This window comes from Carnobacterium sp. (assembly GCF_040274425.1).
Genome location: NZ_JBEMBC010000001.1, coordinates 42,765 through 58,275 on the forward strand (window position 1 = coordinate 42,765; position 15,511 = coordinate 58,275).

A 15,511-nucleotide genomic window follows, 5' to 3' on the forward strand; every position below is an offset into this window, starting at 1 on the left:
CATCAAATTATTCAAATTCTAAATCATTCATCATTTCATCTAAATTTTCTAAAGCCTCATTCTTTTCAAAAAATTCAATCCAAGCTTGATAAGGGTCAGAAGACTTAGTGTTGATCGTTGTTTTGAATTTATCATAGATACTTCTAACGATATCTGTCCACATTCTATCAACAGCTCGTTCTAATTTTGCTTCATTCCATCTTTTTGCGGGTGCTCTTCTGCCATTACGTCTAATTTGATCATCCATAGCTTTTTCGAAAAATATACTTTTACTTCCCAAATTAGCGTCTAGATACGCTTCGAACTCTTTAAAATCCAATTATATCACCTTTCTAAAACTCGTTTTTTAAACCTTTATATCTAGTTCTACTCATCTAACTCATTAGAGAAGTTAATATCGTGGACTACAGCTAAATTTAACTTCTTCAATCCTTTCAAATTTCTCAACAAGGATAGTAGGTATCTTTAATCATACCATAAAGCATAAAGCAATAGAAAGCTAACGGGAATTAAAAAAATCAATTGGTAAAATAAGCTCAACAAAAGCTATAGGTGCTGCGTGATTTTTCAAAGAAAGAGTTGTAGAGCAGAATTTCTGTGTGGAAAAGATTATGAAACTGGAGTATAAGGCGTATAGAGAAGCATTAAATTGGTATATTTTGATAGGAAAATAAGATATAATGAAAAAAGATATTAGAAAATGGAGGCGCTTACGCATGGAGGGTGAAATAGTTAGGGGAAAAGTGGAGAAATTGATTGATTACAAAAGCTTTGCTAGCTACAAAAATCAACTCTTAAAGGGAAATATTTGGATAACTAAAGGGATAATATACGTGAAAGATGATCCGGGAGTTTTCCCCACATTGCAAATTGATAGTGCTTTTTTGAATGAAATAATAGTGACGAAGAACGGAAAAATCATGACTGAGGCTATGTTAGCTGTTTCTGAAAAAGATGATATTTCTATTGAGGTCATAAATGAAAAGGTACTGCCAAAATGCATTGTGACAACAAATGAACAGCAATTAAAAGCTTTTATTGAGGTTGAACCCGGATATGAGATAACGAGAAAAATAAAAAATGCTCTTCTAGCAAGAAGAGTAACTATAACGCTGGAAGAAAAAAAAACGGTTACTGAAAAAGTCAGTATAGAGGAAATTCGTCAAGCTTTAAGAGAAGCCAATATTTTTTATGGGATTAGAGAAGAAGTGATCATCATGGCATCTCAAGCTGAAGAACCAGTCATTTACGAAGTAGCAACGGGTATCCCTCCACAAGATGGGAAAGATGGTTTTTTAGAAATGAAAGTCGATTCTAAAATTAAAAGCTTATTGAGGGAAGATGAAAGAGGTAACATTGATTTTCGAGAAAGTAGGGAGATACCGATTGTGGAAATAGGTGAAATATTAGGAATTATTCAACCTCCACAACAAGGAAATACGGGTATAAGTGTTACAAATAAACCAATTAAACCTAAACCCTTGAATTCCATTACTTTTTATTCGGAAAATGGAACAAAGTTGCATGGAAATCGTATCGTTGCGACCAGAAGTGGAAGACCGAGTATTTACGAGAAGGATCATATTGTAAAAGCAACGGTCATTCCTAAATTTGTCCAAAAAGGAAATGTTAATCTCACTACAGGAAATATTCACTTTTTTGGAGATGTAGAAATAAAAGGAGAAGTAGAGGAGAATATGTTTGTAGATGCCGGAAGTAATGTTATCGTTCATTCAACTATAAGCAACTCTACTGTGACAGCAATAAACTCGATTACTAGCGGTGGAAACATTGCAAATTCTATTCTTTCTGTTGGTGAAAAGGATACCGTTATCGTTCAACTTGATTCTTATCTAAGAACTATTACCGGACAGTTAGAAGAGATGTACGAAATTTTATCGCAAACTGCCCAGTCTGTATCATACAAGAATAGTGAACCGAAAAAAAGTCTAAAATCTATTTTTAAATTTTTACTTCAGCACCGTTTTAATAAATTTACTGATGCTGCGAAAAACTACATAGAACTTGTTTATCAAGAAAAAGATGTCTTAAAGAAAGAATGGCAAATTACGGCAGAACAATTAAAAAACTTATTATTTGAAGTTTCTCAATTGGATATTACCTTAACTCAAATTCAATTATTGATATCGATGATGCATACTATCCAAGATATGAATCTGCTAGATTTTGAAGAAAGTAAAATTATCTATATTGCAAGTGTGTCAAACAGCACTTTGTTATGTAATGGAGACATTCATGTTTTTGGTAAGGGCTGCTTGAATAGTACTATAGAAGCTCAAGGTAAAGTAATGATTTGTGGTTATTTACGGGGAGGAAAAATTACATCAAAAGAAGGTATTAAAGCCAATATTGTTGGATCAACTGGAGGAGTGAAGACGATTCTTTCTGTACCAGCAGGTAGTACCATTCAAATTGAAAAGGCTTACGGGGGAACAACATTACATATCGGATATAAACAACTAACTTTAATGGATATGCAGGAAAATATTACTGCTTATCTAAATGTAAATGGCAATTTGGTATTGAAATAAAGCAATAAAGAATCGGCTGGGATAAAAAATTGTTCAGCCTTTATTTTATTAAACTTTATTAATAAGACTTTCGGAAAGACAGTTTTTATATCAAAATTGCCATGACTTAAATAATAAACAAAATCATCTAGTGTAAGAACGCCAAGATATTTAATTAGAAAATGTTTTTTTGTATCAATACTAACAAGCTTTAAATGATCTTAAATAAGTGATGTATTTTTTACCGTAGACATGTTTTAAAAACCTGCTTTGCTATCCAGTAAGTCTGGAACATTAATAGCGTAATCATTTCTAGTTTGAGATAATAATTTCATGAAGAAATATCTCAAACTTATTGCATAAATGTACGTCATTAAAAAAAATTATAAAATGTACTGTTTTACAACTAATAGTCGTGTATAATATATTAAGGTCATAAGGGATGCTCCAAGTTATCCCTAGGAAATGCCAAGAAATGTTGATGTACGATATTTTTTGCGCGGTCGTGGCGGAATGGTAGACGCGCCAGCTTGAGGGGCTGGTCAGGGTAACCCTGGTGGAAGTTCGACTCTTCTCGGCCGCATCAAATCAAATACGTTATTACTTAGCGAAAAAGAAGCAACATTGAGAAGATTGTTTTCTCAATGTTGCTTCTTTTTTGATGCTTATTTTAGTTCATTGAAAATGCAAATTCAGCAATTTGTAAGACCAGAGGCATGCTGATAATGGAGAGCAGAGTGGATAAGACAACTAAGCGAGCACCGTATTCATAGTCTCCACCATAAAGCTGTGAGAATAAAGCTGTGTTTACAGCAATAGGAGCAGAAGATGCGATGGCTAGTACAAAAAAGACTAAATAGTTATCTAAAGGCAATAACCATAATACAAAGATACTGATAAGTGGAGACAGAATCAAGGATAAGAAAGTAGTCCAGTAAGCTCGTGGATGAGTAAACACATCCATTAATTTAGACTGCGCCACATAACTGCCTAATAAAATCATAGCTAGTGGCGTATTTAGATTCGCGATGGTATAAAGAGAATCGCTCAAAATAGTAGGCAACTGTATTTGAAGCAAATAAAAAATTAAACCTAGAAGAGAACCTAAAGAAGCAGGATTCAAAAAAGAATTTCTAGGAGTGATCAATGATTTATCTCCAGAAATAAGGTAAAGTCCATAGGTTCTTTGCACGATATTAGTCACAGTAATAAAAGCTGATACAAAAAAGACTCCTTCATAGCCAAGAACGGCCAGAACTAGCGGAATCCCGATAAAGCCTGCATTTGTAAAGGTTGTTGCGTAACGGTCTGTTCGAGAAGCATTGCGTAAGAAAAAAAAATTTACTAAAATACGCATAGCCATTAATACGATCGTAATACCAATTGTCGCTAAAAACCATTTAAATTGATTAGCCTCATAGGGTTGCTGAAAAGACATAAATAAAAGTACGGGTGTAATGAAATTTGCTAACATATTAGCAAATTGTTTAGTGCCTGATATATTTAGAACATTTTTTTTTACAAGTATGTATCCGAAAAATATAAGAACAAACATACTGCCTAATTGTTGCAAAATGATATTACTGATCGTCAATTGAGCATATCCCTCCTTATAAAAAGTAAACTATATGAAGTATACCGTAAATCATTCTGTTACGGCAAAAAATTGTTTCAACTAAAGCAGTAAGCTCGTGACAAATGAGTTATTTAATGCTAATTTAGAATAGCGAAGAAAGTACAGCTGAGAAAAGGGTAAGAGCTGAATACTTTATTAGGAATTTGAATAGAGGAGCAAAAGTATGAGACCAATTAGAGTTGGAGAAACTTCAGATCATGAAGAGGTTCGTATCGAATTAGCAACTGCTGAAGATGTGGATGAAATTGTTGCGATTTGTACACAAGGGTACGCTTATACCGCTAAATTTGTAAGTAATAAACAGAAGGTACAAGAAAAAGTTGAAGAGTACTATAATTCTAAAAGAATCCTAAATGAAATTGAAGAAGTGTCAGCTAAATGGAGTGGCTGGATCGTTGCTCGGTTAGACGAAAAAGTAATTGGCGTTATCGGCGGCGGAATCGTTGATTCTAAAGTGGGGAAAGTTTTTGTTTTGTATGTCGATGTCGATTATTTGAGAAAAGGTATTGGAACGCGTTTAGTGAATCATTTAACACAAATGCAGCAATTATTAGGAAACAATACTCAATTGGTTAGTTTCCTTAAGTCCGATAAAGAAAGTATTCAATTTTATGAAGCTCTTGGATTTCACTATCTTCAAGATATTGAGGATAATGAAAACGCAGAATTTACTAATATTGAAATGATCCGCGATATTTAAAAACTAATGGGAGGAATGTTGTATGAATATTAAGAGCATTCATCATGTTGCAATCATTGCATCTGATTACGAAAAATCAAAACAGTTTTATACTGAAATTTTAGGTTTAGAAATCATACGGGAAAATTATCGTTCAGAGCGGGATTCTTATAAATTAGATTTAAAGTTAGGGAATAGTGAAATTGAGTTGTTTTCTTTTCCTCATCCAACAGAGCGGCCAACTCAACCAGAAGCTGCAGGACTAAGACATTTATGTTTTTGTGTAGACGACTTTGACGAAGCCATTCAATTATTGAACGAAAAGGGCGTTGAAACAGAGCCCGTTCGTATAGATGAGTACACGGGTGGAAGATTCACATTTTTTAAAGATCCAGATAATTTGCCATTGGAATTACATGAATGACATATTTTTTGAACTCTTTATGAAAATACATTAAGATAAGGAAGTACAAATGATCGTGATGAGAGGATGAAGGATAGATGGCAAAAAAAATGTTGCACACTTGTGTGCGTGTGAAGGATTTAGAAAAATCAATGGACTTTTATACAACTGTATTAGGATTTAAAGAAGCGAAGAGATTAGATTTTCCAGAACTTAAATTTACATTAGTTTATCTAGCTTTGGATGGAGATGACTATGAATTGGAATTGACATATAACTATGATCAAGAAGAAGCTTATACCATTGGAAATGGATATGGTCACATTGCAATTGGTGTGGATGATTTAGGCGCAACACAAAAAGAGTATAAAGCTAGTGGTTATGAAGTCACTGATTTAAAAGGTCTCCCAGATAATGCAGCAAATTTCTTTTTTATCACAGATCCAGATGGCTATAAAATCGAAGTCATTCAAAATTAGGATCAAAAAAAACGATTTTTAGACTTTATTGTCTAAAAATCGTTTTTATTTACTTAGATTCCTTAAAACCAAAACGTTCAATTAACTGTTCTAGATTTTCTTTATGCCAAGGACATTCGGCAACTTCTTTAGGAACTTTGTATTTTTTTATGCGATCATCGGTAGCAGAAGCGTCGTTGTACTGAATTAGTAGGTTATAGAAATTGGATTGTTTTTTGAAATAAATAGATTTAACTTCTGTTAAAGGAACTTGGGCATAATCGCCTTCAATAGGAGTCATAGAATCTTTTTCAATTGGTAATATAACGAATTCTCTTTCAGCAAAATTCAGGTAAATTTTTTCGGTTTCATTCTTACCTAACAATGTAGCATACCATTTTCGATTCCGAGTTTTTCTTTCAACCAAAATGGTATCACCTGTTTTTGCTTCTAAGCCATGACGTTGTAAATAATTTACAATGACTTCTTCTTTCATAAAAAGGCCTCCTTAAATTAAAGTCTTGCCTAGTAATGAGAAAACTCTTCTACTGAATCACCCCTATTATAGAACAGCTTTTTTATTAGTACCAATGATATGCATGGAGAGCGTCAGAAGTAGGATTAATGGATTTAAAAAGATAGACAAAAGTACTTAATTTTGATCTGTCATTTCTTAGTACAGGAAACTTATCACTAAATAAACAAAATTCGCTTGTATTTAATGATTCCACATGGTAAAGTACATACATGCGATGAGTTGACCTCCAATCAGGTGACTTCGGTCATTTCGCTGCGGCGACAAGTGATTGGAACTTTAGACAGGGCACAACCGTACTTCGGTACAACTGCAAGATGCAGGTGTTTGGACCCCTCTGTTTTGTGGAATTCACGGGACCTATTTATGCAAATGAATACTGTCGGAAAAAGCACTGATTTTATCAGTGCTTTTTTTTATGTAAAAATAGATAAAATGAAATGTTAGCCAAGCTAATCATACAAAAAAATAAAATTCTTTACTTAAAAATAACACAGATCCTCTTTCTCAAAAAGTGTGCTTGTGGGATAATAGATTAATCAAGGGGGAAGAATGAATGAAGAAACAACGTCTATATATGATTTCTTTAGATGCTTTTGGTGCAAAAGATTTAGAATATGCCCAAACGCTTCCAACATTTAAGTATTTATTGAATCGAAGTGCAATAGTAGAAAAAGTAGAAACGGTTTACCCATCTTTGACCTATATGGCTCATACGTCAATCATCACGGGGGTATATCCTAATAAACATGGCATTACGAACAATACATATGTACAACCAAAAAGAAAGTCACCGGATTGGCACTGGTATGCAAAAGATATAAAAGTTCCAACTTTATTTGATGTTGCTCATGAAGCAGGATATACGATCGCTACTTTTTTATGGCCGGTTACTGGTCGGAACAAAGCCATCAAGTATAACATGACTGAAATTTTCGCCAATCGTCCTTGGCAGTCACAAGCACTAATCTCATTATGGTCATCTTCACCCAAATTCATGATAGATTTGGAGCGTAAATTTGGAAAAATCCGTAAAGGTATTAAACAACCAGAATTAGATCATTTTTTGACTGCTGGAATCGTAGACACGATTCATTCTAAAAACCCTGATTTAATGGCGATACATCTAGTTGATTTAGACAGTACAAGACATCATTTTGGTGTGGATTCCCAAGAAGCAAGAGCTGCTATTAGACGCATGGATGATCATTTGAATCAAATCATTACAGCTATGAAAGAAAAAGGTATCTTTGAAGAAACCGTGTTAGCAATATTTGGGGACCATTACCAATTAGACACACACACTGTGGTTAGACTAAATCAATTGTTCAAAGTACAAGGCTGGCTAAAAGAAACTAAAGATGGACTTATCCAAGAGTGGGATGTCTTAGCTAAGGGAGCAGATGGTTCTTGCTATATTTATACAAAACCAGAAGTAAATCTAGATGAAGTACGCCAACTTTTAGCGCAGCATTCGGAACAAATTGAAACGATTTATACTCAAGAAGAAGCCGCTCGTTTAGGAGCAGATGAGACTTGCAGCTTTTTAGTTGAAGCAAAAAAAGGGTATTATTTTATTAGCGATAGCAATGGTCCGTTTTTGGAAGAAATCAAATCTGACAAAGCAATTCCTTTTCATAAAGGTACACATGGGTATAGCCCCAAAAAAGAAAACTACGAAACAACATTATTTATTTCTGGACCAGGTATAAATGCTGAGGCACGAATACCATTAGCTCATTTGATTGATGAAGGACCAACTTTTTTACATGCAATGGGCTTGGAATTTTCACAGGTTGTTGATGGAAAGGTTTTAAGGGAATTATTTAATTAATTAGCGAGGTGAGAATAGTGGAAATAGAAAAAGAACGGTTTAAATACACAAAAATAGAAAAAAGTTGGATTTTACAAGATTGGGCTAACTCAGCCTATTCGATTATGATCACTACAGCTGTTTTTCCACTGTTCTTCAAAGCAGTTTCTGAAGGAGCAGGTGTGAGTGCTGTAAATTCAACTGCTTATTTAGGGTATGCTAATGCAATTGGAACCTTAGTCGTTTCGCTGTTAGCTCCTATATTAGGTGCAATTGCTGATTATAAAGGCTACCGAAATCCAATGTTTTCTTTAGCTACAGGATTGGGCATTATTGCGACTTTTAGTTTTGCATTTATTCCAGATGAAAACTGGTTGCTATTATTGATTATTTACTCAGTATCTTCGATTGGCTTTGGTGCTGCCAACATTTTTTACGATGCATCTTTAATTGATTCTACAACCTTAAATCGAATGGACCGTGTTTCTAGTGCAGGATATGGCTGGGGTTATATTGGCAGCTCCATTCCATTTGTTATTTTTATTTTCTTTCAATTAACCCAAATTCTTCCTATTTCACAAAGTGCTCTGATTAAAGGTGGATTTGCAGCAACGGCTCTTTGGTGGTTTATATTCACCATTCCCTATTGGAAAAATGTCGAACAAAAAACGTACATAAAAAAACAACCACATGTTGTTAAAAATAGTTTTTTAAGATTGTGGGAGACGATTAGAAATATTCGCCAATATCGGAACGTCTTTTTATTTTTAGTTGCTTATTTCTTCTACATTGATGGAGTGGGAACCATTTTTCAAATGGCAACTGCTATTGGATCAGATGTCGGACTAATGGCCAATGATTTGATCGTTGTGATGATGATCTGTCAATTTGTAGCATTTCCATTTTCTATTTTATATGGAGTATTAGCGGGTAGATTTGGTAATAAAAGAATGATTTATGTAGGAATAGCTACCTATACGTTTATTTGTATTTTTGCGTTATCATTGGATTCATTATTAACCTTTATTATACTGGCAGTTCTTGTAGGAACAGCACAAGGTGGGGTTCAGTCGCTTAGCCGTTCATTGTTTGGTCAGTTGATTCCTAAAGAAAATGCAAATGAATTCTTTGGTTTTTATAATATTTTTGGTAAATTTGCAGCAGTTGTCGGACCCCTTTTAGTTGGAATCATTTCTCAATTAACTGGAAATTCTTTAAATGGGGTATTTGCATTGATCGTTCTCTTTATTATTGGAGGATCAGTTCTTTACTTTGTGGAAGAACCTGTTCGTGAAATAAATTAATCGATACTAATGATTTTAGATAGGCACTTTAGCTGTTTAAAATCATTTTTTTTATTGCACTTTTATTATGGTTAAAGTATGATGAGAAAATATAAGATGAGTGCGTAAAAGCGGAAAGTAGGAATCCATTTGAATAGTATCGACATGCATTGTGATGTTCTTTATAAGATGCAAATGAATCAAGGTAGCTTAGATTTTAAAGATTCAAATCAATTAGAAGTAAACCTTAATCGTTTGAAAGAAGGAAAGGTTAAAATTCAGGCTTTTGCTATTTTTATTGAACCAAGTCTGCCATCAGATCAGCAATTTGCAGCGGTTTTAGAACAAATTGCGTTTTATCAAAATGATGTTCTAGGTAAACATTCCGAAATGAAACAAATAAAAAAATGGACGGATATTCATGAGTTAAAAGAGAATGAAATAGGGTCATTTCTTACTCTAGAGGGTGTGTCTTCTATTGGCAATGATTTAAACAAGTTGGAATATTTATTGGATGCTGGAATATTGTCAGTAGGATTAACTTGGAATCCAGCTAATCTTGCAGCTGATGGAGTTGGAGAACCAAGAGGCGGTGGATTAACAACGTTTGGTTTTGAAATCGTTAAACGTTTAAATGAGCGGAAAGTGTTTACAGATGTTTCCCATCTAAGTGTTCAAGGATTTTGGGATGTCATGAAACATGCGAGCTATCCAATTGCTACTCATTCTAATGTTTTATCTTTATGTAGCCATGTTCGAAATTTAAATGATGATCAAATCAAAGCAATGATTGAACGCAATGCAATGATTCATGTCATTTTTAATCCGACATTTACTATTGAAGAGGGAGAAAATAATCCGGTAACAATAGCAGATTTAGTTCCTCACGTTGAGCGGTTAGTTGAATTAGGTGCCGTTAAAAATATTGGTTTTGGATCTGATTTCGATGGCATCAGTACGTACATTGAAGGGTTGTCGCATGCTGGAGAGACTCAAAATTTTATACTCGCGTTACTTGAAAAATTTACTGAAGAAGAAGTTCAAGGTTTCGCTTCTCAAAACTTCCTGAACCACTTACCAAAATAAAAAAAGTTCAACAGCATTTGTCTTGCTGTTGAACTTTTTTTAGTTTTACGACAAATAGTGTGGATGCTTCAAAATAAAATTTCTTCTGGAATAGACGGGTTTGCTTGTGGAGCCATGAGACCGCCTGTAAGCCTATAGTCTTACAGACTTTCAAGCTTCAAACAAACCCTAATCGCTAAAGCGCTAATGGTTTATAATTCTCATTGAATCTATATAAGGCTACAAACAACCCTATTCCTCCAGAAACTTTTGGTGAGTATTTTGGATTAATCTATCAACACTAAAAATTATAGACATACTTTTTTGTATAGATATATGACTAAACTAAAAGAGTAAATTAATCGATAATATATGCATCTTTATAGCTATACCTAGCGCCTACTGAATTGATGTTTATGCCTTTGATTTTTGGATTTCGTAACATGGCTTCACCTTTTTGGTACAAGGGAATAATTGCCGCATCGTCTAAAGCAATTTGATGAGCTTTCAACATGTCAGTCCATCTTAAATTAGCCTCATTTGCATGGATTCCCTTAGCATCATCAATTAATTGATCTACATCTTTGTTTGAATATCCTCCATTGTTATAAGAAGACGTACTGTATAAAACATCTAACATGATCATAGGATCTGAAACATATCCGCTCCAACCAGAAGAAATCAAATCAAAATCACCTGCTGCAGCTTTAGCTAGACGAGCGCTGAAGGGAACATTAAGGAGGGTAATTTTTACACCTTCTAAATTATTTTGTAATTCACCTTGCAGGTATTCCATGACACGCTTACTTGTTTCGTCATCGTCTCCAAGTAATTCCAATTCAATCGTATCTACTCCAAGCTCATCTTTAGCTTCTTTTACTAACTTTTGGGCTTCGGGCAAATCATAAGTATAAAAATCTCCAGCTTCTTCAGCAAATTCAGTACCTGATTCAGGATTTTTAACAAAGTGATCTGGAACCAATCCAGTGATTGGTAAAGAACCATTATTTAAGATGACAGAAGTCAATTCTTTACGATTAATAGCTAATGCAAGTGCTTTTCTGAAGGTTTCATTTTTTAAATAGGGGTTATCCGTTTGATTGATTTCTAAGTAATTGGTTCTTGAAAAGTATTCAACTGTGTAACTAGGATCTTTTTGAAATTGTTTGGCGTATTCGCCAGACAGTAAGGCATTATCTACATCGCCTTTTTCAAATAAGCTTACTCCAGTGGTCACTTCTTTGATCACTTGATTTGTGATTTTAGTTAAATGAACATTTTCTGCATCCCAATAAGTTGGATTTTTTTCATAATTCCAGCTTTCATCTAGTCCATTATCCCATTCAGATAGTAAGAAAGGGCCATTTGTCAGAGTGGTTTCGCTGCTTGTTCCGTATTGATCGCCAGCCTCTCTTACAAAAGCTTCATTTTGTGGGAAGAACGAAACAAATGACATAAGAGAAGGGAAGTAAGCAATGGGTGTTTCAAGAGTAACTTCTAATGTTGTATCATCTAATGCTTTAACTCCGAGTTCTTCAAGGGGCAGTTGTTCAGCCATAATCTCGGAAGCATTCTTTATATCTTCAAATAAGTACGCATAGGCTGCACCAGAAGTCGGGTCAACATTCCGACGCCATGAAAACACAAAATCATGTGCCGTAACGGGTTCTCCATTCGACCATTTAGCATCATCTCTCAAATGAAAGGTATATGTTAATCCATCTTCTGAAATGTCTTCACTTTCAGCTAACGCAGGGATTGGCTCATTATTTTCATCTAAACGATAGAGACCTTCAATAAACTGATTAACGCCAGCAAAAGTAATATTTTCAGCAACTAAAACACTGTCTGTTGTTGCTAATTCGCTTTCTACAGTTAAATGCATGACTTGTTCAGAAGCAAGTACAGCCTCTGCTGATTCTTTCTGTTCATCAAGTTTTTCGTTTGATCCGCAAGCACTTAAAAAAATGAGTAAGGTAAAAAATATCAAGCGGGATGTTTGTTTCTGTGTATTCATGTTATTTCCTCCAAAATCATCTTAAATAGTTTATTTCTCAACTTCTCAATTTTAATGCTAGAATAAAAAACGTGCAAGTTCTCATTATTCAGTAGGCATTTTTTAATGACAATGGTTACTGATTCGTTTATTTTGAAAGGTGATACGGAATTTTGTATACTACCTATTATACGTATATGAAAAAGTGAGGGTAAGTCAACATGCCAAAGATAGAGCGGAAAAAACATGATGTTATTCCTGACAAAGAAGAAGATATTGAGATTAAGACTGGACGATTCCGTCTGTATTTTCAGAATCGCTATACTCTTATTTCATTAACAAATGATATCTTGACAGGTATCTTTTATATGATTGGAAGTTTAGCAACGTTAACCCCTATCCCAGATATTTATGGAACTTATCTTTATTTAATAGGTGGATTTTTTCTAACCGCACGACCAATTTTAAAAATTTTCCATAATGTCTTTATTTACGACGATGAAAAACTAGCCCAAAAAGAAGAGCAAGAAGCAAAAGAAAAAGAAGCAAAAGAAGAACAAAAAGAAGAAAAAGAAGAAAAAGGCAAAAATGAAACTGAAGATCCAGAAGAAGAGCAAGAATACAATGAGGAATATTATGGCAGAGATAACGATCAGGAATACGAAGAAAAAGAGAAACATCCGAATGAAAAGTAAATAAATAAGAGGTTGAACACTGATGTGAAATTTAAAAGTGTTCAATCTTTTTTTGTTATTTCGATAATGATAAAAAGGACTCTCTACCTCTATGAAAATATTTTCTTTAAATTAAGGTTGACGGAAATGTTTTCATAGTATAAACTAACAGTAAATCAAAAAGAGAAGAGGAGAATGAGGAAATGAAAACGTTTTTTGAGAAAGCACAGCAATTTGGAAAATCCTTTATGCTGCCAATCGCAATTTTACCTGCTGCAGGATTACTTTTAGGAATTGGAGGATCATTATCTAATCCTAATACAGTTAGTGCTTATCCTGTTTTAGATGTAGCTTGGTTACAAGCAATCTTTACAATTATGAGTAGCGCTGGGAACATTGTTTTTAGTAATTTACCCGTTATATTTGCGGTAGGAGTAGCCATCGGTTTAGCAAAATCAGATAAAGGAACGGCAGCATTAGCAGCACTTATTGGCTACTTGGTCATGCATTCAACAATAAATGCTATTTTGACGATTACTGGATCATTAGCTGTAGATAATCTTGCCGCTGTTGGTCAAGGAAGCACACTAGGTATTCAAACACTTGAAACCGGAGTATTTGGTGGGATTATTGTTGGGATTTTGGCAAGTTATTTACACAATCGCTTTAATAAAATTGAATTGCCAACGTATCTTGGATTCTTTGGTGGTTCGCGCTTTGTTCCAATCATTACATCATTTTCGGCAATTATTTTAGGATCTATTATGTACTTTGTATGGCCTGTATTCCAAGGGTTGATTACAAATGTTGGAGATGTGGTTAACGCTACTGGTTACTTAGGAACATTCTTATACGGATTTATCCTACGCATGCTTGGGCCTGTTGGATTACATCACATTTTTTATCTTCCTTTTTGGCAAACAGCTGTTGGAGGAACAATGGAAATTGGTGGAGAACTTGTTCAAGGAACGCAAAATATTTTCTTCGCACAATTAGCTGATCCAGCAACTCAAGAATTCTTTAGTGGAACAGCACGTTTTATGTCAGGACGTTTTATCACAATGATGTTTGGTTTAGTTGGTGCAGCATTTGCTATCTATAGAACAGCAAAACCAGAAAATAAAAAAGTAGTTGGAGGGTTGATGTTGTCAGCTGCTTTAACATCCTTTTTAACAGGAATCACAGAACCGCTTGAATTTTCATTCTTATTTATAGCACCTGCGTTGTATGTGGTACATGCAGTGTTCGACGGACTTGCATTTATGTTAGCGCACATCTTTGAAATCACAATTGGGCAAACTTTCTCAGGTGGATTTATTGACTTTATCTTATTTGGAGTCTTGCAAGGAAATGAACGAACAAACTGGATTATGGTTTTAGTTATCGGAGTAGTTTGGTTCTTCTTATATTACTTCACCTTCACATTCTTAATTAAGAAATTCAACTTCCAAACACCTGGTAGAACAGATAAAATAGAAGTAGCTGGCAATAAAACTAAAGTAGAAGGTCGTGCACTAGATATTATTAATGGTCTTGGTGGCGAAGAAAATTTAGTGAATGTTGACAACTGTGCAACAAGATTACGTGTTACAGTTAAAGACGAGACTTTAGTTAATGAAGAACTATTAAAAGAAACTGGAAGCCAAGGACTGATTAAAAGAGGAAATGGTATTCAGGTCGTTTATGGTCCACAAGTATCGGTTATAAAAAATGAAATTGAAGAAATGTTAGGAGACGAATAAAATGAATATGTTAGATAAAGTAAAATCAGAATTAATTGTTTCTTGCCAAGCGTTGGATAATGAACCTTTGCATAGCTCATATATTATGGGAAGAATGGCAGTTGCTGCTGAAGAAGGCGGAGCAAAAGGCATTCGTTCGAATTCAAAAGAAGATATTATTGAGATCAAGAAAAACACTGAATTGCCAGTTATCGGAATTGTAAAAAGAGATTATGATGACTCAGAAGTTTTTATTACGGCAACGATGAAAGAAATTGATGAATTAGCTGAATCTAAATGTGACATGATTGCTTTAGATGCTACAAGTCGTGTTAGACCAAATGGAGAAACACTTGAGTCATTTGTTCAATCCATTCGTGCGAAATACCCGTCAATTTTGTTAATGGCTGATACAGCAACTATTGATGAAGCGATTGAAGCAGAACGATTAGGCTTTGATTGTGTCTCTACTACCTTAATGGGATATACTAAAGAATCAAAAGGTGACAATATTGCGGATAATGATTTTGAACGCTTAAAAATTATTTTAAAATCCGTGAAAGTTCCTGTAATTGCTGAAGGTCACATAGATACACCTAATAAAGCTAAAAGATGTAAAGAGCTTGGTGTTCATTCTATCGTAGTAGGAAGTGCAATCACTCGTCCTCAGTTGATTACGGCTGAATTTGTTGGGAAAATGAAAGAAGTAAAGTAACG

General features: G+C 34.3%; 13 protein-coding genes, 1 tRNA gene and 1 pseudogene. 11 read left to right on the forward strand and 4 right to left on the reverse strand.

The annotated features are described in order from the left end of the window. Nucleotides 1–7 precede the first annotated feature (7 nt). Complete coding sequence (locus ABS911_RS00220; protein WP_350465707.1) at nt 8–319, reverse strand: hypothetical protein; 312 nt, start codon at nt 317–319, stop codon at nt 8–10. Nucleotides 320–716: 397 nt separating this feature from the next. On the opposite strand from ABS911_RS00220, the gene ABS911_RS00225 reads away from it, so the two are divergent. Further along, nucleotides 717–2,552 carry a flagellar assembly protein A gene (locus ABS911_RS00225; RefSeq protein ID WP_350465708.1) on the forward strand — a complete coding sequence of 612 codons (1,836 nt, stop codon included), beginning with the start codon at nt 717–719 and terminating at the stop codon, nt 2,550–2,552. A gap of 478 nt (nt 2,553–3,030) precedes the next feature. Beyond that, a tRNA-Leu gene (locus ABS911_RS00230) sits at nt 3,031–3,114 on the forward strand. An 87-nt stretch (nt 3,115–3,201) separates the two neighbouring features. Here the strand turns inward: ABS911_RS00230 and ABS911_RS00235 are convergent. Further along, nucleotides 3,202–4,125: an AEC family transporter gene (locus tag ABS911_RS00235; RefSeq protein ID WP_350465709.1), complete on the reverse strand. Its 924-nt coding sequence runs from the start codon at nt 4,123–4,125 to the stop codon at nt 3,202–3,204. A gap of 205 nt (nt 4,126–4,330) precedes the next feature. On the opposite strand from ABS911_RS00235, the gene ABS911_RS00240 reads away from it, so the two are divergent. The 3 genes from ABS911_RS00240 to gloA all read left to right on the forward strand — a co-directional run bounded on the left by ABS911_RS00240 (nt 4,331) and on the right by gloA (nt 5,728). Next, entirely contained in the window at nt 4,331–4,867 is a 537-nt protein-coding gene (locus ABS911_RS00240) for a GNAT family N-acetyltransferase (RefSeq protein WP_350465710.1), read from the forward strand. 22 nt (nt 4,868–4,889) lie between these two features. Next, on the forward strand, nt 4,890–5,270 hold the full coding sequence (gene gloA2, locus ABS911_RS00245) for an SMU1112c/YaeR family gloxylase I-like metalloprotein (protein ID WP_350465711.1): 381 nt from the start codon (nt 4,890–4,892) through the stop codon (nt 5,268–5,270). A gap of 77 nt (nt 5,271–5,347) precedes the next feature. Further along, the gene (gene gloA, locus ABS911_RS00250) at nt 5,348–5,728 is read left to right on the forward strand and encodes a lactoylglutathione lyase (RefSeq protein ID WP_350465712.1); all 381 of its coding nucleotides are present in this window, start codon (nt 5,348–5,350) and stop codon (nt 5,726–5,728) included. 49 nt (nt 5,729–5,777) lie between these two features. On the opposite strand, the gene ABS911_RS00255 is transcribed toward gloA, so the two are convergent. Then, complete coding sequence (locus tag ABS911_RS00255) at nt 5,778–6,203, reverse strand: hypothetical protein (RefSeq protein WP_350465713.1); 426 nt, start codon at nt 6,201–6,203, stop codon at nt 5,778–5,780. 595 nt (nt 6,204–6,798) lie between these two features. Between ABS911_RS00255 and ABS911_RS00260 the strand changes: the two genes are divergently transcribed. From ABS911_RS00260 to ABS911_RS00270, 3 genes are all read left to right on the forward strand, one after another. Then, nucleotides 6,799–8,076, forward strand: coding sequence for an alkaline phosphatase family protein (locus tag ABS911_RS00260; protein WP_350465714.1), 1,278 nt, complete (start codon nt 6,799–6,801; stop codon nt 8,074–8,076). A gap of 8 nt (nt 8,077–8,084) precedes the next feature. Then, nucleotides 8,085–9,359 carry an MFS transporter gene (locus ABS911_RS00265; RefSeq protein ID WP_502880482.1) on the forward strand — a complete coding sequence of 425 codons (1,275 nt, stop codon included), beginning with the start codon at nt 8,085–8,087 and terminating at the stop codon, nt 9,357–9,359. A 129-nt stretch (nt 9,360–9,488) separates the two neighbouring features. Then, nucleotides 9,489–10,424, forward strand: a complete 936-nt coding sequence (locus tag ABS911_RS00270) for a dipeptidase (protein WP_350465716.1) — start codon at nt 9,489–9,491, stop codon at nt 10,422–10,424. A gap of 337 nt (nt 10,425–10,761) precedes the next feature. Here the strand turns inward: ABS911_RS00270 and ABS911_RS00275 are convergent, their stop codons facing one another. Beyond that, entirely contained in the window at nt 10,762–12,420 is a 1,659-nt protein-coding gene (locus tag ABS911_RS00275; protein WP_350465717.1) for a peptide ABC transporter substrate-binding protein, read from the reverse strand. A gap of 200 nt (nt 12,421–12,620) precedes the next feature. On the opposite strand from ABS911_RS00275, the pseudogene ABS911_RS00280 reads away from it, so the two are divergent. The 3 genes and pseudogenes from ABS911_RS00280 to ABS911_RS00290 all read left to right on the forward strand — a co-directional run. Next, nucleotides 12,621–12,947: pseudogene (locus ABS911_RS00280) on the forward strand (YrhK family protein); the annotation flags it as partial. Nucleotides 12,948–13,276: 329 nt separating this feature from the next. Beyond that, nucleotides 13,277–14,815, forward strand: a complete 1,539-nt coding sequence (gene ptsG, locus ABS911_RS00285) for a glucose-specific PTS transporter subunit IIBC (RefSeq protein ID WP_350465718.1) — start codon at nt 13,277–13,279, stop codon at nt 14,813–14,815. A gap of 1 nt (nt 14,816) precedes the next feature. Then, the gene (locus ABS911_RS00290; protein WP_350465719.1) at nt 14,817–15,509 is read left to right on the forward strand and encodes an N-acetylmannosamine-6-phosphate 2-epimerase; all 693 of its coding nucleotides are present in this window, start codon (nt 14,817–14,819) and stop codon (nt 15,507–15,509) included. The last annotated feature ends 2 nt before the right edge of the window (nt 15,510–15,511 follow it).